Source organism: Iodobacter fluviatilis (genome assembly GCF_004194535.1).
In the GTDB taxonomy this organism is placed as follows: Bacteria; Pseudomonadota; Gammaproteobacteria; order Burkholderiales; family Chitinibacteraceae; genus Iodobacter; species Iodobacter fluviatilis_A.
Genome location: NZ_CP025781.1, coordinates 3,430,590 through 3,454,518, shown reverse-complemented (window position 1 = coordinate 3,454,518; position 23,929 = coordinate 3,430,590). Strand labels below are relative to the sequence as shown.

Annotated in this window: 20 protein-coding genes; 1 reads left to right on the top strand and 19 read right to left on the bottom strand. The window is 44.9% G+C overall.

Features of this window, described 5'->3' with window-relative positions; all coding sequences use genetic code 11:
* Positions 1 to 202: 202 nt before the first annotated feature.
* The 6 genes from nagE to C1H71_RS15320 all read right to left on the bottom strand — a co-directional run bounded on the left by nagE (position 203) and on the right by C1H71_RS15320 (position 6,439).
* Positions 203 to 2,215 carry an N-acetylglucosamine-specific PTS transporter subunit IIBC gene (gene nagE / locus C1H71_RS15345; protein ID WP_130107329.1) on the bottom strand — a complete coding sequence of 671 codons (2,013 nt, stop codon included), beginning with the start codon at positions 2,213 to 2,215 and terminating at the stop codon, positions 203 to 205.
* Positions 2,216 to 2,755: 540 nt separating this feature from the next.
* Positions 2,756 to 2,902 (bottom strand): cytochrome bd-I oxidase subunit CydX, encoded by a 147-nt coding sequence (gene cydX / locus C1H71_RS15340; RefSeq protein WP_130107328.1) that lies wholly within the window; start codon positions 2,900 to 2,902, stop codon positions 2,756 to 2,758.
* A gap of 47 nt (positions 2,903 to 2,949) precedes the next feature.
* Positions 2,950 to 4,083: a cytochrome d ubiquinol oxidase subunit II gene (gene cydB / locus C1H71_RS15335; RefSeq protein ID WP_188053340.1), complete on the bottom strand. Its 1,134-nt coding sequence runs from the start codon at positions 4,081 to 4,083 to the stop codon at positions 2,950 to 2,952.
* A 9-nt stretch (positions 4,084 to 4,092) separates the two neighbouring features.
* Complete coding sequence (locus tag C1H71_RS15330; RefSeq protein WP_130107326.1) at positions 4,093 to 5,652, bottom strand: cytochrome ubiquinol oxidase subunit I; 1,560 nt, start codon at positions 5,650 to 5,652, stop codon at positions 4,093 to 4,095.
* Positions 5,653 to 5,695: 43 nt separating this feature from the next.
* Entirely contained in the window at positions 5,696 to 5,884 is a 189-nt protein-coding gene (cydP, locus tag C1H71_RS15325) for a cytochrome oxidase putative small subunit CydP (protein ID WP_130107325.1), read from the bottom strand.
* Positions 5,885 to 6,439, bottom strand: a complete 555-nt coding sequence (locus C1H71_RS15320) for a GbsR/MarR family transcriptional regulator (protein WP_130107324.1) — start codon at positions 6,437 to 6,439, stop codon at positions 5,885 to 5,887.
* A gap of 178 nt (positions 6,440 to 6,617) precedes the next feature.
* Here C1H71_RS15320 and C1H71_RS15315 point away from each other — a divergent pair, with 178 nt between their 5' ends.
* Positions 6,618 to 7,130: a TIGR00645 family protein gene (locus C1H71_RS15315; RefSeq protein ID WP_130107323.1), complete on the top strand. Its 513-nt coding sequence runs from the start codon at positions 6,618 to 6,620 to the stop codon at positions 7,128 to 7,130.
* A gap of 201 nt (positions 7,131 to 7,331) precedes the next feature.
* Here the strand turns inward: C1H71_RS15315 and fliJ are convergent, their stop codons facing one another.
* The 13 genes from fliJ to C1H71_RS15250 form a co-directional block, all read right to left on the bottom strand.
* Positions 7,332 to 7,763: a flagellar export protein FliJ gene (gene fliJ, locus C1H71_RS15310; RefSeq protein ID WP_130107322.1), complete on the bottom strand. Its 432-nt coding sequence runs from the start codon at positions 7,761 to 7,763 to the stop codon at positions 7,332 to 7,334.
* A gap of 20 nt (positions 7,764 to 7,783) precedes the next feature.
* Entirely contained in the window at positions 7,784 to 9,181 is a 1,398-nt protein-coding gene (fliI, locus tag C1H71_RS15305) for a flagellar protein export ATPase FliI (protein ID WP_130107321.1), read from the bottom strand.
* Complete coding sequence (locus C1H71_RS15300; RefSeq protein ID WP_188053338.1) at positions 9,174 to 10,220, bottom strand: FliH/SctL family protein; 1,047 nt, start codon at positions 10,218 to 10,220, stop codon at positions 9,174 to 9,176. Before C1H71_RS15300 ends, fliI begins: the two co-directional genes overlap by 8 nt.
* A gap of 144 nt (positions 10,221 to 10,364) precedes the next feature.
* Entirely contained in the window at positions 10,365 to 11,372 is a 1,008-nt protein-coding gene (fliG, locus tag C1H71_RS15295; protein WP_130107320.1) for a flagellar motor switch protein FliG, read from the bottom strand.
* A 184-nt stretch (positions 11,373 to 11,556) separates the two neighbouring features.
* A complete protein-coding gene (fliF, locus tag C1H71_RS15290) occupies positions 11,557 to 13,272 on the bottom strand; it encodes a flagellar basal-body MS-ring/collar protein FliF (protein ID WP_130107319.1) in 1,716 nt (571 codons plus the stop codon).
* Positions 13,273 to 13,373: 101 nt separating this feature from the next.
* A complete protein-coding gene (fliE, locus tag C1H71_RS15285) occupies positions 13,374 to 13,697 on the bottom strand; it encodes a flagellar hook-basal body complex protein FliE (protein WP_130107318.1) in 324 nt (107 codons plus the stop codon).
* A 253-nt stretch (positions 13,698 to 13,950) separates the two neighbouring features.
* Positions 13,951 to 15,303 carry a sigma-54-dependent transcriptional regulator gene (locus C1H71_RS15280; RefSeq protein WP_130107317.1) on the bottom strand — a complete coding sequence of 451 codons (1,353 nt, stop codon included), beginning with the start codon at positions 15,301 to 15,303 and terminating at the stop codon, positions 13,951 to 13,953.
* 155 nt (positions 15,304 to 15,458) lie between these two features.
* On the bottom strand, positions 15,459 to 16,541 hold the full coding sequence (locus C1H71_RS15275) for a protein-glutamate methylesterase/protein-glutamine glutaminase (protein WP_308418287.1): 1,083 nt from the start codon (positions 16,539 to 16,541) through the stop codon (positions 15,459 to 15,461).
* A 71-nt stretch (positions 16,542 to 16,612) separates the two neighbouring features.
* A complete protein-coding gene (gene cheD, locus C1H71_RS15270) occupies positions 16,613 to 17,221 on the bottom strand; it encodes a chemoreceptor glutamine deamidase CheD (protein WP_130107316.1) in 609 nt (202 codons plus the stop codon).
* Complete coding sequence (locus tag C1H71_RS15265; RefSeq protein ID WP_262488307.1) at positions 17,218 to 18,018, bottom strand: CheR family methyltransferase; 801 nt, start codon at positions 18,016 to 18,018, stop codon at positions 17,218 to 17,220. The genes cheD and C1H71_RS15265 overlap by 4 nt, the downstream gene beginning before the upstream one ends.
* Positions 18,019 to 18,290: 272 nt before the next feature.
* Positions 18,291 to 21,218: a methyl-accepting chemotaxis protein gene (locus C1H71_RS22000; RefSeq protein WP_188053336.1), complete on the bottom strand. Its 2,928-nt coding sequence runs from the start codon at positions 21,216 to 21,218 to the stop codon at positions 18,291 to 18,293.
* A gap of 19 nt (positions 21,219 to 21,237) precedes the next feature.
* Positions 21,238 to 21,723 carry a chemotaxis protein CheW gene (locus C1H71_RS15255; protein WP_130107315.1) on the bottom strand — a complete coding sequence of 162 codons (486 nt, stop codon included), beginning with the start codon at positions 21,721 to 21,723 and terminating at the stop codon, positions 21,238 to 21,240.
* A gap of 40 nt (positions 21,724 to 21,763) precedes the next feature.
* Entirely contained in the window at positions 21,764 to 23,917 is a 2,154-nt protein-coding gene (locus C1H71_RS15250; protein ID WP_130107314.1) for a chemotaxis protein CheW, read from the bottom strand.
* Between the last annotated feature and the right edge of the window lie 12 nt (positions 23,918 to 23,929).

Here is a 23,929-nt window from a genome sequence, read left to right as displayed (position 1 = left end):
GCTAACAGCCTGATAAAGCAGGCTGCTAGCGGCCTGTCAGACTTAGGCGGTCGAAGCGAAAAATCGCATGATCGAGACCAGATTTTGCCGGATTTGCAGCGCCAATAACGAGTTATTGGTCAAAAATATGGTGAAATATAGGCCGATCAGGTGATTTTGCAGCTGACTGATGCTAAGTCCGACAGGCTGCTAGCTAAGCCAATTACTTAGCTTTAATCGTGTACAAAGCAGTTTTACCTGCTTCCACCTGACCTACAGCAAAATCAATCACGCCATCAAACTGCTCAACATTGCTAACAACCACAGGGCTGATGATCGATACCGCATTTGCAGTAAGGTATTCAAGATCCAACTCCAACACGGCATCACCCGCTTTTACGCGTGAGCCTTGTTCTAACAAGCGAGTAAAGCCTTTACCCCCCAACTTCACGGTATCCAACCCAATATGCACAATCAGTTCAGCGCCGTTATCTGCAATCAGCGCAAATGCGTGATTAGTGTTAAATATTTTAGCAATTACGCCATCTGCGGGGGCCAACACAAGCTTACCCGTTGGACGAATCGCCAAGCCTTCACCCACTGCCTTGCTCGAAAACGCAGCATCTGGCACTTGCAACAAGGAAACCACTTCTCCGCTCATTGGGGCTACTAAAACTAAGTTGCCCATCACTGGCTTAACTGCGACTGCCGGAGCAGCAAAGGCTGCCACTTTTACTGCGGCTACCGCTGGTACTTCAATCACTTTGCCCGCCAATAACTGACTCATACGTGTGGCAATCAGCTCAGCTTTTGCACCCACAATAATCTGCACATTGGTTTTATTTAGTTTAATCACGCCTGAAGCACCCAAGCGTTTAGCCGCAGCTTCATCCACGATAGCAGTGTCGTTCAGCGTCAAACGCAGGCGGGTAATGCAAGAATCAATACCCACTACATTAGCGCCACCACCAATCAGATCGATATAAGCATGTGCCAATGAATCAGTATCACTACTTACCGGTGAGCCATCTTGCTCTACGCCTTCTTCGTCATCTTCTTCTTGACCTGGAGTCTTAAAATTGAATGTTTTGATCGCAAAACGGAAGCTAAAGTAGTAGATCGCAAAGAATGCAAAACCTTGTACAACCAACATCAGAATATCTTTAGCCAACGGGTTTTTAGTCGACAGCACCAAGTCAACCAAACCTGCACTGAAACCAAAGCCAGCAATCCACTGCATACTTGCTGCGATATATACCGAAAGACCGGTTAATACTGCGTGCAATAAATAAAGCGCAGGAGCTACAAACATAAAGGAGAATTCAAGTGGCTCAGTCACACCGGTAAAGAAAGCAGCAAAAGCAGCCGCAATCATCAATGAGGCAACGCGTGCTTTATTTTGTGGCTTAGCGGTGTGATAAATTGCCAGCGCAGCACCAGGCAAACCAAACATCATAATTGGGAAGAAACCGGCTTGATACATACCCGTTACACCCAATACTGCCTTACCTTCAGCAAGGGACTTAGCCCCACCCAAGAAGTTAGGAATATCGTTAATACCCGCAACGTCAAACCAGAACACGCTGTTAAGAGCATGATGCAAGCCAACAGGAATCAACAAACGGTTAAAGAAAGCGTAAATACCCGCACCTACTGGGCCCATACCCATAATGCTTTCGCCAAAATGCACTAAGCCATTAAACACGATAGGCCATAGATACATTAGTGGGAAAGCCAACGCCAGCATCACTACCGAAGTGACGATCGGTACAAGGCGACGGCCACTAAAGAAGGCAAGCGCTTTATGCAGCTCTACAGAACTAAAACGGTTATATAGCTCCGCAGTGATCACACCCACCAAAATACCGATAAATTGGTTATTTATTTTTGCAAATGCCTTAGGCACTTGATCAAGGGGCAAGCCCTGAATTTGAGCAACCGCACCTGGTGATAACAGGGTAGTTAATACGTAGTAACCAACCAAACCGGATAAAGCAGCAGCACCGTCTTTATCTTTAGACATACCGTAGGCAATACCAACCGCAAACAGAATCGACATATTATCGATAATCGCAGCACCCGATTTAATCAGGAAGGCTGCCAGGGCACTATTACTACCCCAGCCTGTTGGATCGATCCAATAGCCAATACCCATTAAAATAGCTGCAGCTGGCAAAGTTGCCACCGGCACCATCAGCGCACGGCCTATTTTCTGTAGATAGCCCAGAATATTCATCACATCCCCTTTTTACTTGCTTAAACAACGAGTGTTAGTACGACTCTCGTTGAACCAAAATTTTGAAGCTCGAGAGCTTAAATGCTTGTGCAGAAAACTAATCCATACACCTTACAACACCAAACACGTTGGATTATTCACTGCACCGTGATAATTGGCAATCAAAAGATCAATACACTGCAATTAAATAACAAGAAAAATAAATATCACAATACTAGCGGATGAGAAATAGCAGCTACTTGAATTAAAAATGCTTATAAATAATATAATTATTATTCTAGCCATATTGACTAGGTAATTTACAGACTTCTCAACGGGCAGATATTGAGCTAGCTCAAAGGGAATAAGTCATAAATGTAGTTTAAAATTCAAACTGCATATTGCATTGCAGCAATAAATTATTACAATCAAAAAAAACTTGCCAAGGCCTTGCTGTATATGTAGAAACAGCCCATAAATGGGCTGTTTCTATTCAATTTCAAGGATAAATGTAACTTTATCTTTCAAGCCAAGTAGGCCATTTTTAAGAGAATCAACGGACTACTTTTTTTTGTATTGCTCAAAACGCTCTTGAGCTTCTGTTTCTTTTTCGCCACCAAATGCGTGGGTGCTTTCAAACCACAGCACATTAATCAGGCCTAAGGCCACGGCCAAACCCACGCCAAGTATCCAAGTAAAGTACCACATTGTCCTACTCCTTCTAGCGCATCCTCATTGATGCGGTGACTGGAAAATTAATAGCTATGTGTATCATTTTGCAGCCTTTCCACCGTGACCGGCCCACGCATAACGCGATACACCCAAGCGGTGTACAGCGTAATAATAGGTACAAAGATCACCACCACACCCAGCATCACACCCAAGGTTTTTTGGCTAGATACCGCATCCCAAACCGTTAAGCTAGAGCGCGCGTCTAAAGTTGAAGGCAAAATAAAGGGGAATAAAGCAATCGCTGTGGTGCACAACACGCCAACACTCGCCACGCCACTCAGAATAAAGGCGACCTGCGGTACACGCCTCCAGCTCGCCAAAGCCGATAATATTGCAGCAGCCACACCTGCAATAGGCACGCTCCAAGCCAGTGGATATTGGTTAAAGTTGTTTAACCATGCGCCACTCACGATCGATACTGTTTTATCCAGTGGATTTAGAATCCCTCCAACATCACCCATGCTATCGATATGCCAAGCGGCAAGTTGCCCAACCCACACACCACCAAGCGCAAATAACAAGGCCAAGCTCAACCCTGCGATGATCGCAGCGCGGATAGCACGGGCCTGCAATTGCTCTCTGGTTTTAATCACCAAAAAAGTAGCGCCATGCAAGACCAACATGGCAATAGCCACCACGCCCGCATACAGTGAGAATGGGTTAAGCAAATCGTAAAAATGCCCCGCATAACTCACCCGCAAAGTGTCATCAAATTGAAAAGGCAGGCCAATAAATAGATTGCCTATCGCTACCCCAAACACCAAACTTGGCACAACACTACCGATAAACAAGGCCCAATCCCAGCTATTACGCCAACGAGGATCAGCCAGTTTGCTACGGTAATCAAAACCCACAGGGCGCAAAAACAAAGCAAACAGTACAAACATCAAGGCCACATACATTACGGAAAAAGCCGCCGCATACAAGAGAGGCCAAGCAGCAAATAAAGCCGCCCCCACCGTGACCAACCAAACCTGATTGCCTTCCCAAGTGGGCCCTACTGAATTAATCACTAAACGGCGCTCATCATCGGTCTTGCCCACAAAGGGTAAGAGAATCGCCACGCCCAAATCAAAACCACCGGTGAGGGTGAAGCCGATCAGAAGAAAAATCATCAGCCCCCACCAAATCAACTTTAAAACTTCATAATCAAGCATGATTTTTCCTTAAGCGTGCACAGCAGTTTGTTCACCAAAATAACGGCCCGTGTGCAAGCTGGCAGGCCCAAGGCGGATATATTTCAGCATTAAATACATTTCAATCGCAAACAAGCTGCAATACATCAAGCCCAAACCGATCATGCTGAAATGTAATTGCCCTACACTGAGCGCTGATGCCGACATAAACGTAGGCAGAATCCCTGAAATCGTCCAAGGCTGACGACCATACTCAGCCACTAACCAACCGGCTTCAATCGCTACCCAAGGTAGCGGAATCGATAGCACGGCAAGGCGTAATAGCCATCGCTGCGGCGCAAGATTGCGGCGTGCCAAGAAATAAAACGACAAACTAAAAATAAACAGAAACAGCATCCCTAACCCCACCATAATCCGGAAAGACCAAAAGATTGGCGCTACATTAGGAATCGTATCCGCAGCTGCCGCTTTAATCTGCGCGGGCGTTGCATCAACCACATTGCGAGTGTATTTCTTCAGCAATAAACCAAAACCTAAGTCAGCCTTATGAGCTTCAAATAAATCATGTGCTGATTTGTCCCCCGCTTTTAAACGCGTTAATGCGCCATAGGCTTGTATCCCGCTGATGATTCTTTGCTCGTATTCAATTTTTAAGTCTTTAATGCCCGTGACTTCCTCGGTGGTAGAACGAGTGGCAATTAAGCCCAGCGCATAAGGAATGCTCACTTCATAATCCGTGCGCTCTTCTTTTTGATTAGGAATACCAAATAGCGTGAGCGGTGCTGGTGCGGGGTGGGTATCCCATTGGCCTTCCATTGCGGCCAATTTTACTTTTTGCACCTCACCCGTGGTGTAGCCGGATTCATCGCCTAAAACAATCACGGATAAAATAGAAGCAAGACCAAAAGCGGATGCAATAGCGAATGAGCGCAATGCAAATCCGGTATCTCTAGCTTTTAATAAGTACCAGCTTGAAACACCCAATACAAACATTGAAGCAGCCACATAACCCGCCGCCACCGTATGTACAAACTTAACTTGGGCCACTGGGTTAAAGAACACCTCGGCAAGGCTCACTAACTCCATACGCATGGTGATGTAATTAAACTCTGCACCTACTGGGTTTTGCATCCAGCCATTGGCAATGAGAATCCACATGGCCGATAAATTAGAACCCAATGCCACTAAGAATGTAATTCCTAAGTGCTGCACCTTAGATAGTCTATCCCAGCCAAAAAAGAATAAACCCACAAAGGTAGATTCTAAAAAAAAGGCCATCATGCCTTCAATAGCGAGAGGTACACCAAAGATATCGCCCACATAATGCGAGTAATAAGCCCAGTTGGTACCAAATTGAAATTCCAACGTTAAACCGGTGGTGACGCCCATGGCAAAGTTAATGCCAAATAACTTTCCCCAAAAACGCGTCATATCTTTGTAAATGACTTTGCCCGTCATGACGTATGCGGCTTCTGAGATCACTAAAATCCACGAAAGCCCCATGGTGAGTGGTACAAATAAAAAATGAAACATCGCGGTTAAACCAAATTGCATGCGCGACAATTCCACCACTTCAGCGGCGGGAATCATAAAAAATCCTTTATAGATAGTTAATGCTACAGCTGGCGTTGTGTTACTTCGTCAATGGGCTAGATGCAGTACCAAGAAATCGCTCCGCCACCATGGGTTGTGGCACCAACATATGCTTGGCCACTGGCTCAGAAAAAAAGCATTTCCAGATGACAAATAACAAGGCCATCTTTATCAGCAGCACCACGGTAATTTCCTGCCACAAAGGTAAACACTTGTTGATTCGCATCATTTACTCTCCACGCCCACCAGGGCGTAAATGCCCTGCGAAACTCAATACTTTTTGTACTTTTGAACCTAATCGCATCAGGCTTTCTAAGGTTTCAGGAGATAAATGCTGCACTTCATCAAACCAACCCGTGGCCAGCTCAATCAACTCGTGCATTTCGCGCATACGCTGTTGTGCGTGTTTATCCGCTTCTGAAGTTGCCTCGTCCATCAAGGCATCGCGTAGCAAAGTGAGCGTTGGCTCGATCTCGCGCTTACGTTTTTCTTCTACTAATGATCTAAAAATTTCCCAGACATCTTTGGGCGTTTCAAAGTAATCGCGTCGATCACCTGGTTTATGCACTAATTTGCAGAGCTTCCATGACAGTAGCTCCTTCATACCCATGCTGACATTGGAACGAGAAAACCCGAGTTGCTCAGCAATTTCATCAGAATTTAAAGCCTTAGGTGAAATAAACAGCAGCGCGTACATTTGCCCCACGGTGCGATTGACCCCCCAGCGACTCCCCATTTCGCCAAAATGCAGTACAAAACGTTCGTTGATTGGTGAGAGATTCATGGAATATTCCAAATTTCAGTAATTACTGAAATTATAATAAGTTCTTTGATTTGAAGCAATGCAAACTTCTCCGAGCCAAGGTATGACGCACGCGTTTTTTCTTGCTAACATCAATGCTAGCCTTGATTTGTGCCACAGCAACCCCAATGATTACTGCTTATTTTTGGAGTATTTATAAATGAAAATACGCATTGAAGAGTTATTAGAAAAGGTGATCTTTCAGAGCAGATGGCTGCTCGCACCTTTTTATTTGGCGCTGATTTTGGGCGTGGTCGCGCTGTTTGCTAAAATGCTCAAAGAACTCTTAGGCATGTTCAACGCCCTGATTACGGGGGATGGCAATTTAATCATTGCCATTTTAGGGATGGTAGATGTGACTTTAGTCGCCAATCTATTGTTGATTGTGATTTTTAGTGGCTATGAGAATTTCATTTCTAAACTTGATATTGCCCATCAATCGGTGGACAAGCCCTCCTGGATGGGCAAGGTTAGCTACGCAGATTTAAAACTTAAGTTGATTGGTTCTATTGTGGCGATTTCAGCCATTGATCTGCTCAAGGCATTTATGAATATAAAATCCACAGACCATACCGAGCTGGCATGGTTGATTGGTATCCACCTGACTTTTGTTGTATCAGGCGTCATGTTTGCAGTGATGGATAGAATTGCAGCAGGCAGCCCAAAGCACTAAGTAAAACGGTCGGCTTAGCCAATTTAAAACAAGCCGACCTTTTTTATGCTTTAGCGCTAAAAATAAAATTGATTAAAAATTAAGCGGCTTATTTTTATCTATACAAATCAGCCACCTAATTGACTTATCCACATCTTATCCTTAGTTAGACTCAGTTTATGCGTGGATAAGCGCCATGCCAAAGAGATACTCATCTCCAAACTAGCGGGCCCTTGGTCGCGTATTAAATTCATCATTCATACGCTGCTCATTACGTAATTCTTTTTGCATTTCAGCGCTTAAATGACGCTTTTTTAAAGCCTCAAATGCTTTTACTTTTTTTTCACACTCCAGCCATACATCACGCTGACTTTCATAAACAGCGAGTAAACGATTAATCTCTTGCTGCTGTGACAATGCCACATCATCGAGCTTGGCTAAAAACAATTGAAAATCACGCCACTGTGAAATACCCATGCCACCTTGGCCGTTATTTAACAATCTTGCTCGATATTCAACCCGATATTGATCAATTTGATCCAGCTTACCTTGGGCACTCAACCACAGCGCCTGCGAAGCTTGCATTAGCCGTGCCGCATCTTCACGTGCATCAATTGCCAGCTCTAATAAGAAAGCAAACCGAAACTGGGCCACGTCTACAACTCCTGCTTAGCTCACATTAATAGCTGTGAAAGCTTCATTCTAGCCGCATCATAGGGCTCGCACTCGCTAATTCCTTGCTGCAAAAAAGTCTCAAAGCTAGGATTACGTCGAATGGCTTCATCCAAAACGGGATCAGAGCCCGGTACATAAGCGCCCACGCTAATCAAATCACGGCTGCGCTGATAGCGAGAGTAAAGATATTTAAAGCGCCGCACCACTGCAAATTCTTCTGGAGAAATAATATCGTTCATCACACGGCTAATCGATGCCTCAATATCAATAGCAGGATAATGCCCCGCTTCAGCCAACTGACGGCTCAGCACAAAATGACCATCTAAAATAGCCCGTGCATTATCGGCAATCGGGTCCTGCTGATCGTCTCCTTCGGATAACACAGTATAGAAGGCAGTAATCGAGCCACCGCCTTCTTCCGCATTCCCTGCTCGCTCTACCAATTGTGGCAAGCGTGCAAAGACCGAGGCTGGATAACCTTTGGTGGCTGGTGGCTCACCCACAGCCAAAGCGATCTCCCGCTGCGCCATAGCGTAACGCGTGAGCGAATCCATAATCAGCAAAACATGCTTGCCCTGGTTTCTAAAATACTCGGCAATCGAAGTGGCATAAGCAGCGCCGTATAAACGTAGCAGGGGCGGCGTATCGGCGGGAGTCGCCACCACCACCGAGCGCTTTAAGCCCTCGTCACCCAAAATATTCTCAATAAAATCTTTCACCTCACGCCCACGCTCACCAATCAAACCCACCACCACTACGTCGGCGGTGGTGTAGCGCGCCATCATGCCGAGCAGCACCGATTTACCCACACCCGAGCCCGCAAACAAACCCAAACGCTGACCACGCCCCACTGTGAGCATGGCATTAATCGCCCGCACGCCCACATCCATGACGTGGCGTACTGGCTCTCGCGTCATTGGGTTATAAGGACGAGCAAAAAGTGGCATGTAATCATCGTGCTCAATACGCCCCTTGCCATCTAGCGGCCGCCCTAGGCCGTCTAAAATTCGCCCAAGCAACCCCCAGCCTACTGGCATTTGCCGACCATGGTCTTCTAAACGCCGCTGCGGTGGCCTTGGGTGGCCATAATCAGGCACCCACGCTTCCACATCCTCATGTGGCACCACTTGCGCGCCGGGTTCTACACCGTAAATCTCCGCGATCGGCATCAAAAACAGCCTATCCTCGTGAAAGCCCACCACTACAGCCTCTACCGATGCACCACTAGGCGTCATTACATCGCAAGATGCACCAATGGCAAGGCGTAAACCTACTGCCTCTAAAACCAAACCCGACACCCGCACTAAGCGCCCACGCGGCAGCCACGGCCGCATCCAGCGTACCGCATCTTTGCAATCAGCCAAATATTGGCTACAACCTTGCAATGCTTCAGTCATGTTTATCTGCTTCAGCAGGAGGTTCAAAGCCGTGATTTAGCGAAGGCTCAATCTCGGCGTCATCAGATAGAGCTGATTCAAGCGATGCAAAATCTGATTGTGTTGCAACACCATCAAGCTCTGAGTCTGGCTCTGGCTCTGGCTCTGGCTCTGGTTCTGGTTCTGGTTCTGGTTCTGCTTCTGACTCTGACTTTTGTTCTATTTTTGGCTCTGGCTCAATATCTGGGGGAGTAGAAGTCACAGGCTCTGCCACTTTATTTAATGGAGCAGCCCCAAAAGGAGGTTCAGGCGCGTCCCAAACCAGATCAGGGCGTCCATCGCGGCCCAATACCCGTAGAATATTCTGCCAGCGAACCGGCAAAGATAAATCAACCGCAGAATCTGGGGTTTCAATCCGACAGCCGCCAGACTCTAAGTGCGCATCAGCGATAAATCGCCACGTGTCACTCAGCATTTCGCCGCCCAACATGGCAGAGATGGCCGTTAAGTCTTCTGGGTTTAAGAATACCCGCGATGGGGATCGCGCTGCAGGCATACTGGCTAAGGCTTCTCGCACAATAGGCAGTAGGCGCTCAGGCGAATCACTTAATTCATCCCGCACCATTTGCCGCGCAATCACAACCGCCAAATCCAGCACTTCATTGGCAAGCATGGCTTCTGCTTTTTGCAAAGTAAATTCCACACTCGCCAGTACAGCGCGAAGACGATTAACTTCGTCTTCGGCCACTAAGCGCCCAGCCTCTAAGCCCGCTTCAAAACCTTCGCTTTGTGCTTGCTGAGAAATAGCTTCAATTTCTTCTGCAGTTGGAAAAGGAACATCAGGGGCGGCCGTCTCTTCCGGTTCAATAGGCAAAGGCACTAATACGTCATGCGCTTCGGCCTCAAGGTTTGCCTCAGCTTCCTCAAGAGAAATCGCATCTTCTAAACTCACTTCGGCCAACTCTGCAGCCGCTTCTGCCTCTGCTTCATTAAGCGAGGCTAATTCCCATTTTTCCCAAGCACTTAATTGCTCGCGTGGAATCACGCGTGGATTACTCATTAGAGGGTCTCGAAAAGCCTATTATTCTAAATAATTCAAGGCAAGATTGAATAAACACGATGCAGTGTCTATTTGATATATCAAGGTAATTCATTAAAGTGCAGCACTGCAGCATGCCTAAAGATGGACTTTTTATCACTCTCATTACTCAACCAAGCCTTCATCACCCTTACCACCCAAGACAATTTGTCCTTCATCGGCCAAACGTCGCACGATTTTAAGGATTTCTTTTTGCTCAGCTTCAACATCAGATAGCTTAACCGGTCCACGTGCTTCTAAATCGTCACGCAGCATTTCAGCAGCCCGTGAAGACATATTTTTAAAGATCTTTTCTTTGAGTGCTTGGCTCGTACCCTTCAGCGAAATCACCAAGGAATCGGATTGAATTTCGCGCATCAAGAGTTGAATACCCCGGTCATCAATATCTATAATATTGTCGAAGGTAAACATTTTGTCCTGAATTTTTTGTGCCAGCTCTGGATCGTAATCACGTACACTAGAAATCGCAGCAGCCTCTATCACTCCACCCATAAAGTTGAGAATATCGGCAGTCATTTGCACACCACCCATGGCGCTCTTTTTCACCTTATCAGTGCCAGACATCAATTGCGTAAGCACGTCATTCAACTCTTTCAAGGCAACTGGCTGCACGCCTTCTAAGGTGGCAATCCGCAGCAGCACATCATTACGCAGCCGCTCTACAAAACAGCTTAAAACTTCCGCTGATTGATCGGATTCTAAATGCACCAAGATGGTCGCAATAATTTGCGGATGCTCATTTTTAATAAGCTCAGCAACCGCAGATGAATCCATCCATTTTAAAGACTCAATCCCGTTATTATCATTACCCTGCAAAATGCGATCAAGCAAATTAGCGGCCTTATCAGTCCCTAACGCTTTAGTTAATACCGATCGAATATATTCATCCGCCGCTCCCAAGTTGGCTCGATTCTGCGTGGAGGCAATAAAATCGCCGAGCACGATACCAATCTCTTCACGCTTTACCCCATCCATCCCCGCAACGGCAAAGCCTAGCTTTTGCACTTCCTTGGGGCCTAAAAACTTAAACACTTCAACGGCCACGTCTTCGCCCAAAGTCATTAGCAAGAGAGCGCATTTGCGCACCCCTTCGTCCTTTAAATCAGCAGCCATGGTTTGCTCCTCAAGGCTTAAAGCATTGCTTCACAACATCTTTTTTTAGTTATATGCTGCAATAAAATGCCAGTGTGAATCAGTACAAAGGCCACTCATTCAGCCTTAGCAGTTTGCCAGTCACGTTGATAACCCTAAGCACTTAAGCCATTGGGGGCTAAGTATCGCTTCTTTCTTAAAGTTGTTATCCCTTTTTATTAGGACCACCGCCTTTATCATCACCGCTACTTAACATCCATTCACGCAAGATAGTGGCCACCATGCGAGGATCGTCCTTAGCCAACTCTCTAGCCTTCTGCAATAGCACTTCATAGGCTGCCAGGCTGTTTTGATTTTCATCTTCTTCTGGGCTCTGCTCAGTATCGCCATCTGTCCCTAGGGTTTCGCCAAAATCCAACTCTTGTATACGGGCTTCTTCGCGGGTTTTGGCCATATCCTTCATCAGTGGGCGCAAAACAAACAACAGCAAATACAACACAACAATGGCAATGAGCGCTAGCTTGCCCACATCGGTGGCATTAGTTTGAATATAAGCCAAGGCCTGATCTTTAATTTTCTTCTCTTCAAGGGGCAAGGAATCGGCAAATGCAGCATTCACCACATTCACCGAATCACCACGCTCTTTGTTATACCCTATCGCTTCTCGGACTAGATTATTGATCTGAGTCATTTCTTGTGGGCTAAACGGCAGGTATGTCATTTTTCCGTCTTTACCTTTACCTGGCTTATAGTTAAGTACTACGGCCGCGGATAAGCGCTTCACTCCTCCTACTTGCTGCTTCACATGCTGAATGGTTTTATCCACTTCATAATTAATCGTGGCTTCCTTACGACTATTGGCACTGCCACTACTGAGTGCCTCTGAAGCGCCGGAAGCAACTGGCGCTGTAATAGGTGCCGCCGCTGCGCCTGGCGGCTGATTAGATAATGCACCAGGCACACCACCAGCCGATTCACTACTGGATTTACCTTGTAAATCCAAAGTTTGCTGACTGCGCATGGCCGAGCTATTAGGCGGTGAATTTGGCTTAAACGACTCCGAAGTTTGCTCAATCTCAGCGAAATCAATTTGCGCCGTTACTTCGGCTTTTACATTTTCTTTACCCACCAGCGGTGCCAAAATGGTTTCTACCCGCTCAACAAAACCTTTCTCTACGTGTTGTACATAAAGTAATTGCCGCGGGTCTAAATTGTTTTGGCTCATTTCCGGCAATTTAGATAATAAATTGCCATCTTGATCCACAATGGTCACGTTTTTAATGGGCAATTCAGGGATGCTAGAGGAAACTAAATGGATAATCCCTGCTACCTGGCCACCATCTAATATTCGCCCTGGATATAAAGTTAACATCACGGAGGCCGTAGGTTTTTGCTGATCACGCAAAAACACGGTTTGTTTAGGCATGGCTAAATGCACCCGTGCTTTACTCACCGATGCAACCGTTTCAATTGAGCGCGCTAATTCACCTTCAATTGCACGTTGATAATTGACTTGCTCAGCAAATTGAGAAACGCCAAATTTTTGATTATCGAGCAGCTCAAACCCCGCATTACCTGATTTAGGCAATCCCTGTGCGGCGAGTTTTAATCTAACGTCATATATTTTATCGGCCGTTACAGAAATAGTGCCGCCAGGATCAAGCTTATAGGGCACATTCATTTGCTGTAGCGATTGAACGATGGCACCGCCATCTTTATCAGGAATATTGGTAAATAAAACACGATAGGCTGGCTCTTTAGACCAAAGTAAATTACCCACAATAAGCGCAATCACTGCGGCCACGGCAACCATTAATCCAATCTTACGCCCAGACGAAAGCGCGGCGAAGCGCTCACGCGCAACCCCAAATCCTCTTGCTGTAATCAGATTGTTATCTGCCGCTACACTTACCTCTGCCATACGTCAAAATCCTATGCAGGCTTTAAATAGCCTGTCTAAATTCTAGTCTAAATATTTCATCAGTGCTTACATGAAATATTCAGGCTAGCCTAGGCTAAGCTTTAGACCTGCATATTCATGACTTCCTGATAAGCACTAACTAGCTTATTGCGCACCTGCACCATGGTTTGGAATGAGAGACTGGCTTTTTGCAAGGATACCATTACGTCTTGCAAATTGGCTTCTGGCGCTCCTGACTGAAACGCAAGCTGTTGAGCTTGTGCGTCTTGTTGCACTTGATTCACTTGATCCAAGGAAGACTTTAACATCGATGCAAAATCAGGTGAGCCGGCAGTAGGCTTTACTTGCGACGCAGCCTGCCCACCCGCTTGAGTAGACATCGCTTTTAATTCGCTAAGAACCTGATCGATTCCTTGCACGCTCATGACTTATATCCCCTTTTAAGCCCTTAATCAATGTTTGCTGCCATCAAGGCAGGTGTCAGCTTGTACAATAAGGCTAGGCCGATAGAAACACTCAGTAAGAACACGCTTTTAAATTGTAGGTGTTTAGATTCATCTACCGCAAGCAATACTCGCGCCACTTACAACAAGCCCATAGCAAATTAGGAAAAATACCCATTATTCTGTTTTACTCAGCCTTAGCTCGCCCAAACCCTCACCGTTGAAAAAACGGCACTTAGATCAATAGATCAGGATTTTGCTCACGATATTGCTGTAATTTATACCTTAGCGTTCTTTCACTCATCCCAAGTTTTTCTGCAGTAGATTTACGCGCGCCACCTAAAGACTTAAGTGTTTCCAATATATGCTTTTTTTCCAACTCTTTAATATCACTTACGACAACCGGCATATCTACAGGGGCTAAATCGCCGCTCAATGTCTGCAAAGCGGCAACATTTGCCGCAGAAGAGTGCACTGGCAAATAAAGGTGCTCTGCAGAGATTTCATCTCCTGGCGCTAAAATCAAAGCACGCTGCATCACATTATCTAATTCACGAATATTCCCTTCCCAAGCATTTGCAAGCAGAGCCGATACAGCACCAGCTGATAAAACGGGAATACGGCGTTTTTGCCTAGCAGCATGCCTAGCCACCATGGCTTTAGCCAAAGGCAAAATATCATTACTACGCTCACGCAATGCGGGTAAATGCAATGGAAATACATTTAAGCGGTAAAACAAATCTTCTCGAAACCGCCCAGCCGCCACTTCTTGCTTCATATCTCGATTTGAAGTGGCTAAAACACGGATATCAATCTGTATCGGCCGACTACCCCCGACCCGCTCGACTTCACGCTCTTGAAGCACGCGTAGCAATTTAGCCTGCAGCACCAGCGGCATTTCAGAGATTTCATCTAATAATAAAGTACCGCCATTGGCTTGTTCAAACTTGCCCAAGTGCTGGGTTGCAGCCCCCGTAAATGAGCCCTTTTCATGCCCAAACAGAGTGGATTCTAATAAAGTTTCTGGAATCGCAGCACAGTTAATAGCCACAAAAGGCCGAGCAGCACGATCACTATTGCGGTGCAAAAACTTAGCAAGCACCTCCTTTCCCGTACCAGACTCGCCGGTAATCATGACGGATGCATCTGACAAAGCCACCCGCCGCGACATATCTAATAGGCTAAGCATGGCAGGATCTTCAGCAATGACATCATGCTCATCGCCCGCCCCCAGCATATATTTAGCCACTTCTTGTAGTAGACGATCAGGCTCAAAGGGCTTGGGCAAATAATGACATGCACCAGCATGTAAAGCGGCCACAGCTTTTTCAATCACACCATAGGCCGTCATTAAAATAACAGGGAGGTAGGGATAGAGTAATTTAATTTCTTGCAGCAGCGCCTCGCCATCTATGGGCTGCATTTGCACATCAGATAGCACTAAACCTACGCGGTTTTTTTCTAGAATATTCAGAGCATCCTGCCCTTCTTCTGCCAGCAAAACCGTATAGCCGCCTAACTCAAGGGTATCGGCCAGTGCCTCTCTTAAGTCATCATCATCTTCAACAATTAAAATCGGTAAGCTCATTGCCTGCTTCACTATCGGGGGTTTCGAAAAACCTTTATTTCTAAATAACACAAGGCACGTCTTAAAAATAGTCGTTACATACTATTGATAGTTAAGGGCACTTTTCATACGCAAGACAATACTCTAACAAAAGATAGGGTATTCAAGGTCTGCTATTAAATTCGTACATTACGCCCACCATGCAAGGTTAAAAACCCAAGCACGCGAGTAGAAATATCTTTTAATGGCAGAATTTCATGCACCCCACCCAAGGCAATGGCTTCTTTAGGCATGCCAAATACCACGCAGCTAGCTTCATCTTGGGCAAAGTTATAGGAACCCGCCTGCTTCATTTCCAGCATGCCAACTGCACCATCTTTGCCCATGCCCGTCAAAATAACCCCAATGGCATTTTTCCCCGCTAAATTAGCCACAGATCTAAACAATACATCTACCGAAGGTCTATGACGATTTACTGGCTCACCTTGAGACAATTGACAAACGTAATTCGCCCCTGATACCCCAAGCATTAAATGCGAATGCCCTGGAGCAATATAGGCATGCCCAGGCAATATACGCTCACCCTGCTCTGCCTCTTTAACAGTAAGACGGCATAAAGAATCTAAGCGAGCAGCAAAAGACTTAGTAAACATTTCGGGCATATGCTGGGCAATTAATATCGCCGGCGAATCGGGGGGCATAGGCATTAAAAATTCTTTTAATGCTTCAGTTCCGCCTGTTGAGGCCCCCACAATAATTAATTTTTCTGTTTTTAAAATGGGTTTAGAGACTTTAGGAAGCACCACGTCTGCCGAATGGTTTGGAGTAACACTGCTAAGCATTGGCTTCACTTTAGCCCCCGCAGCACTGCGGATTTTTTCCCGAATATCATCGGCATATCCTTGAATTCCACGCACAATATCCAACTTTGGCTTGGCAATAATATCCACCGCACCTAATTCTAAGGCGCGGAGGGCCGCTTCAGAACCCTGTTCAGTTAACGAGGATATCATAATCACTGGCGTGGGTTTAAGCCGCATAAGCCGCTCAAGAAACTCTAGGCCATCCATCTTGGGCATTTCAATATCAAGAGTAATCACATCTGGATTAAGCTCTCGGATTTTTTCCCGAGCAATCAAGGGGTCTGGTGCGGTTGCAATGCATTCTAAATCGGGTGCTTCATCAATAATTTCTTTTAACAGGTTTCTCATTAATGCAGAATCATCAATGACGATCACTCTAATATTTTTTTTCATCATTTATTTCCCGCACTAAACTCGCTGGACTAAAATATATTTAGCTAAATATTAAAACGACCCCATTTTTACATCTAGAACAATTCAATATCACCACCCTGCTTAACATCCTTGATCCTAGTACGATAATCTTTTTCTCTATCAACAATGGTATTGTTATGAACCGCTTTAAGTTTTTTAATTAATACACGTCCTGTTTGTGGAAAAAAATATACTTTCCTTGGGTAAATATCCAGCAAATCCTCACCCACAATTGGAATTCTTTCTAAGTTTAAAAAAGACCTTACAAAATCTACATTTTTTTGCCCAATATTAACGACCGTAAACCCTTTTAATACATTACCACCACCAAAAACTTTAGCCTCTAAAGAAGCGCGCGAGCCGCCCATTTTCATAATCTGATTAATCAACATTTCCATTGCATAAGTACCATATCGAGTCGATAAGCCTGCCATGGCCGTGGCCTCATCAGCCGCCTCTGGCAGCATAAAGTGATTCATCCCCCCAACACCGGTCTTTCTATCTCGGATACAGGCCGCGACACAAGAGCCCAATACGGTCACTAAAAGCATATTTTTCCCTGTAACATAATATTCACCAGGCAGTAGCTTTGCGGCATCAATATCAAAACTTTTATCAAAATATAGCGTTGGAGCGAGTACCTCTTCATATGATTTACTCATCGATGAGCGCCCCACTCTTTAATCGCTTTATCCGTTAAGCGATACACTGTTTTGCCACAAGAATGAAACCATTCAGACATATGATGTAGGTTTTCTGAATGCCCAACATAAAGTAAACCATCCGATTTTAATAAACGCCCCATTTTTTCCAGCATGACACGCTGAGTAGGCTGATCAAAGTAAATCATTACATTACGGCAGAAAATAGCATCAAAATAGGGCGTTAATGGCCATGAACTAGCCAATAAATTAATTTGTTTAAACTCAATCATTTCTCGCAATTCACGCCTAATTTTGGCTTGCCCTGTATTTTCTCCTCGACCTTTTAAAAAAAACATTTTACATCTTTCTTGCGATACTTTATCCAATTTATCCATTGAATAAATACCATTTTTTGCCTTATTTAATACTTGTGTATCTAAATCAGAGGCAATAATCTCTACATCGGGCTTTAATTTTCCATAGGCTTCTACTGCGGTCATGGCTAAAGAATAGGGTTCTTCACCGGTACTGGATGCAGAACACCAAATACGCACAGGGCCATGTAAATGCTGTAATTGCTCGGTTAGCATTTCAAAATGATGCTTTTCTCTAAAAAAGAAAGTCAAATTAGTGGTTAAGGCGTTGGTAAAGTGCTGCCATTCCCCACTTTTAGGATCTGCTTCTAGAGAATTTAAATAATCACTAAATCTTTCGAGATCTAAAACCCTTAAACGGCGAGCTAAGCGGCTATATACCATGGATTGCTTGCTATCATTTAAACGAATACCCGCTCGTGCATAAATAAGACCAACCACACGGCGAAAATCAGTATCGGTAAAAACAAAATCTTGCTCACGCGTATTTGTCATATTGGCCAATTTATCATCATCTGGGGAAGCTTATCCACAACATCAATTTCACCATCCTTTGAGCGTGATCGCCGACTGGATATAAGGCTGCTCTAGTGTAAATAGATGCAAAGAATAGCCCAATGAATGATTGATGCCGAGGATTGCAAATTTTAAATGCCAAAAACCAAGCTAAAGAGGGGCAGCACCACTTAAACTGCCCCACGGCACTCTACGACTTAAAACTCTTCCCAATCACCATCATCGGCAGTAGGGCTTGGTAGCTTTTTGCCGGAGCTCGCCGATTTAGATGACGCAGGGGGAGAAGCACGCTGAGCAGCGATAGCAGGACGAGCAGCTACCGGAGCACTGCGCGGTGCCGGCAAGCGTTTTGCGGCGACCCCTGCTTGTTGATATGAAGCACCTAATTTAAAGATCGCAACGGCATCTGCAAGGCTACCTGCCTGCTCTTCTAAGCTTTCTGCAGCAGCGGCGGCTTCTTCAACCAAGGCAGCATTTTGCTGGGTGTTTTCATCCATCTGCACCACAGCCTGATTGACTTGCTCGATACCTGAACTTTGCTCTGCGCTGGCTGCAGAAATCTCGCTCATAATGTCGGTGACACGTTTCACCGCAGCAACCACTTCTTGCATGGTGCGCCCTGCATCGTCGACTAAGCGTGAACCTAACTCGACTTTCAGTACCGAATCGCCAATCAGGGTTTTAATTTCCTTCGCCGCTGCTGCCGAGCGCTGCGCTAAATTACGCACTTCGCTGGCCACCACCGCAAAGCCTCTACCCTGCTCACCAGCTCTTGCCGCTTCTACCGCAGCATTCAATGCCAAGATATTGGTTTGGAAGGCAATGCCGTCAATGACCGAAATAATATCGACAATTTTCTTGGCGCTATTATTAATCTCGCTCATGGTAGAAACCACTTGCTCAACCACCCCGCCCCCTTTCACCGCAATATCAGAAGCACCAATCGCCAACTGATTCGCTTGCTTAGCGTTTTCTGCATTTTGTTTAACGGTACCAGTAAGCTCTTCCATGCTCGAGGCCGTTTCTTCTAAGCTGGCCGCTTGCTGCTCAGTACGGCTAGAAAGATTGTTATTACCCGCAGCAATTTCTTGCGAAGCCGTATTAATCAAGCCTACCGAGTCTTTAATCTGCATCACGATTTCAGACAAACGCTCGCCGGTTAAATTGCAATCATCCTTCAGCTGACCCAGCGTCCCTTTGTAATCATCATTAATCGTTTCGGATAGATCACCACGCGCTAAGGCCCCCAACACCCTGACTACATCGGCCAAGCCTTTTTCATTAGAATCCATTAACTGATTGATCCCTTCGCACAGGCCCAGGGTAAAGCCTTCTTTGCCTTCAAGTTTGGCGCGCTTAGAAAAATCCCCATTCACTGCAGCAGCTTCCACAATATTGGCAATTTCAACTTCCACGGCGACTTCCGATGTACGATCAAGCCACTCAACCACCGTACCTTGACGACTCCCCTGCTCATCGTGTACAGGATTTGCCACCAGTTTAAAAGTGCGACCACTGACCACAATTTCAGCGATATATGTGCTACGTAAACTACTTAACATATCACGCTGATGTGCTGGATTTTTATGAAACACATCCACGTTTTGCCCAATCAGTTTATTCACATCAAACTGAGGCAATACTTTACGCAATTCATTTTGTGCACTGCTTAGCATACTGATTACTGATTTATTCATGTAAATGATTTCACGATCATTATTTGCAATCATTACATTTGTAGTGCAATTATCAAGTGCGGATTTAATTCGACTATTGTCTGCACTTAAGCGGCTTTCAATTTCTACACGTTTCTCTTCTGCAGCTTGGGCAGCCAATTCAGCCGATAGATCTTGCCATTCCACCACGGTACCCTGTCTCTCCCCATGATCATCCATCACAGGGGAGGCAATTAAGCCAAAGGTGCGCCCCCCAACCAAAATACGCGTTTTATATGTGCCACGTAAATTAGCAAGCATATCCCTTTGATGAGAAGGATTTTTATGAAATAGATCTACATTCACCCCACCTGCTTGTACTTGCCTTGCATTAAACTGTGGTAATTCTTTGCGGATATCTGCCTCTGCTACTGATAGCATATCAATGACAGATTTATTCGTATAAATAATATTTCTATCATTATCTGCAATCATCACATTCGACGTTACACTGTCTAATGCTGATTTAATTCTTGAGTTATTCGATGCTAATTTATTTGCAGCACTTTCAATTGCAATGGCATCGGTTCTATCTTGCCACTCAACCACAGTACCAATACGATTTTTGTTTTTTGCAAAGACAGGCGTCACTAATAATTTAAACGTCCTCCCACCTAAAATCAATTGCGTCTCATGCATTGAACTTAAACCAGCTAGCATACTACGCTGAAAGGCGGGGCTTTTATGAAACACATCAATATTGCTTCCCAATACTTTTGAAGCTGAAAAATTAGATAAATCTTTACGGATATCCGCCTCTGCCACGCTAAGCATTTTTTCCATTGAATTATTGGTATAAATAATATTAAAATTTTCATCCGCCATCATCACATTCGTAGAGGCCACATCAAGTGCAGATTGTAAATTAGCACTTTCTATGAACTCTGTAACATCACTTGCAAATTTAATGACTTTGCAAGGTTTGCCGTTTTTATCAAAAATAGGATTATAGCTGGCTTGAATCCAAATTTTCTTGCCGTTTTTTCCAATTCGCTTATAAACACCAGAATCGAAATCACCACGGCGTAATTTATCCCAAAAAGAAATATATTCCGATGACTGCCTTTCTGTAGGCTCAACGAACATACTATGATGTTGGTCTTTTATTTCGCTTAATCTATACCCAAGTACACTCAGGAAGTTTTCATTTGCCGTGATAATCTTCCCCGTTAAATCAAATTCAATAACAGCTTGGGCTTTTTCAATTGCATCTGATTTAGCTTTAAATTCAATTAGCTCTGCTTGCACCCCAAGCAATTGTTTTTTCATTGCCTCATCTTTGGCAGGATCGTAAGAGAGGTTCAAAGCCATATATTTTGCTTTTACTTCTTGCAACTCTTCTTGCAAGCCAATAATCTGCTTTCTAGTTGCTTCTTCTTTAGCGGAATCTGTAAATAGATTGAACATCATATTATCCTCGAATCATGAATTAAGCGGGAATGGCAACATGATCAACCAATGACATATCATTACTTGTCATCAGCTTTTCAATATCAACAAGGATAATCATGCGCTCTTCTAAAGTACCCAGCCCTTGAATATAGGCAGTATCTAATACCGCACCAAACTCAGGGGCTGGCTTAACGTGATTAGCTGCCAAAGTTAAAACATCTGAAACACCATCGACTACAATGCCCACAGTACGATTAGCCACATTTAGAATAATCACTACCGTAAAATGGTCATACATAATATTGCCAAGACCAAATTTAATTCTTAGATCAACAATGGGTACAATATTGCCGCGTAGATTAATTACCCCCTTAATAAAAGCAGGAACATTGGCGATACTGGTCACTGCATCGTAGCCACGAATTTCCTGCACCTTTAAAATATCAATGCCATATTCCTCGTTACCCAATGCAAAAACGAGGATTTCACGAACGGCATCTGGGTGGTCTAAACCATTATCCATCTCCGGTCCTCCTTAATAAAATGAATTCGATGAGAATCACTCAAGCTGCTACGGCTCGAGCTATTCCTTGGCTAATACGCACCAATTGGGCGACATCTAAAATAAATGCCACGTGCCCATCCCCCATAATGGTGGCGCCCGCCACCCCTGGCACTTTTCGATAGTTTGTTTCTAGATTTTTAACCACAACTTGATGCTGGCCTAATAAATCATCCACAAACATCGCTACTTTTTCCCCTTCTGCCTCTAATATAATCACCAAGCCTTCATGAAATTCAGTGACTTTAGGGGGAACATTAAATATTTCATGTAAAGCAATAAGCGGTAGATATTCGCCACGAACATTAATCACCCGCCCTTTACCCGCCATTGTTTTTACTTCATCGTGCCGTGGCTGTAATGATTCAATAATAAAAGCCAGCGGGATAAGGTAAATTTCATCGCCTACCGATATAGACATTCCATCCAAAATTGCCAATGTTAATGGCAATCGAATACTCATCGTGGAGCCAATGCCGTACATTGAGCTAATTTCAATCCGCCCGCCCATTGATTGAATATTCCGGCGCACCACATCCATGCCTACGCCACGCCCAGAAACATCCGTTACTTGAGCGGCGGTTGAAAAGCCAGCTTCAAAGATAAGTAACCAAACTTCCCCATCCGTCATCCCGTCGTGCACAGCAATATCACGCTCACGCGCTTTAGCTAAAATACGCTCACGATTAAGCCCAGCCCCATCATCCGCTACCTCAATCACAATATTGCCGCCTTGATGAAAAGCACGCAGAGTGAGGGTTCCCGTTGCGGATTTACCTTTAGCGACACGCTCATCCGGCAATTCAATTCCATGATCAAGACTATTTCTAACTAAGTGAGTTAAAGGATCAGAAAGTTTTTCAATAAATCCTTTATCTAACTCAGTACTTTCACCAATTAATTTTAATTCTATTTTTTTATTTAATTTACCAGCCAAATCTCTGACTAGTCGTGGAAAACGACTAAATACAAAAGAAATAGGCATCATACGAATCGACATCACTGATTCTTGTAATTCGCGAGTATTGCGCTCTAATTGCCCAACACCAGAAAGCATATTTTCATGGATAACAGGATCAAGATTGAGTGCAGTTTGAACCAACATTGATTGGGTAATCACTAGCTCGCCGACTAGATTCAGGAGCTGATCAACTTTCTCTACACTCACACGAATAGAAGTATCTGCCGCCGCTACGTTTGCTTTTGCAGAAGGCGTTGCAGCCTTCGTTTTACTCGGCTCTGGCTCCTCAGCCTTAGCAATACTCACTTCTGGAGCAGGGGCCAATACTTTAGGCTTTGGGTCCAAAAAGCCATAACCGGCCCCCTCTGTAACGGTTGCAGCTTCGACGGGCAGGGTAGCAGGCGAGGGTGTAATTTCAGTAAAAAAGCCATAGCCCTCACCATCTTGAGTGCTTACCACAGGGGCATCATCAGTGAAGAAACCGTAGCCATCCCCTCCTTCCATCGTGGGGGCGGGCTCATCCTCGGTAAAAAAGCCATAGCCTTCGCCATCGCTCAATTTATCCGCAGCAACCTCATCCGCAGCAGCGCCAACGGTTAGCCGAGTATGCTCAATAGCAAAAGCCAGCGTATCTAGAATCTCTTGGGCTGCAGCCGTAGTGAGCAGTTCATACACCCAACACCTGTGCTCATTACCTACTGTGTGACCAACTAATTCGCCATAGCCTGTTAATGCTCTCTTAACAGCCTCTTCATCAAAGCTTGCACCCGCACTAACACTGATTTGTAAACGGGGCTGCTCAGCCGATTCATTGGCAAACTTCTCTAGCAGGGTTGTTATTTGTTTTGCTGCTTCTAAATCTGCACTGCCGCCATCGCGATGCGAGGACAAAATATTCTGCAAAACATCGCCACTACGCAAAAATACATCAATCATGTCTGCGCGAAGATCGAGTTCATTTTTACGAATCCGATCTAGCAAGTTTTCTAGGATATGGGTTACCGCAGCTAAATCGGTAAATCCAAATGTAGCAGCGCCCCCTTTAATGGAGTGCGCAGCCCGAAAAATAGCGTTTAAATCCTCACTATCGGGATCATCCAAACTGAGCTTAAGTAAAATAGATTCCATTGTTGCCAGGTGTTCTGCAGCTTCATCAAAAAACACTGCAATAAACTGGCTCATATCAATTGCCATACCCCCTCCTTC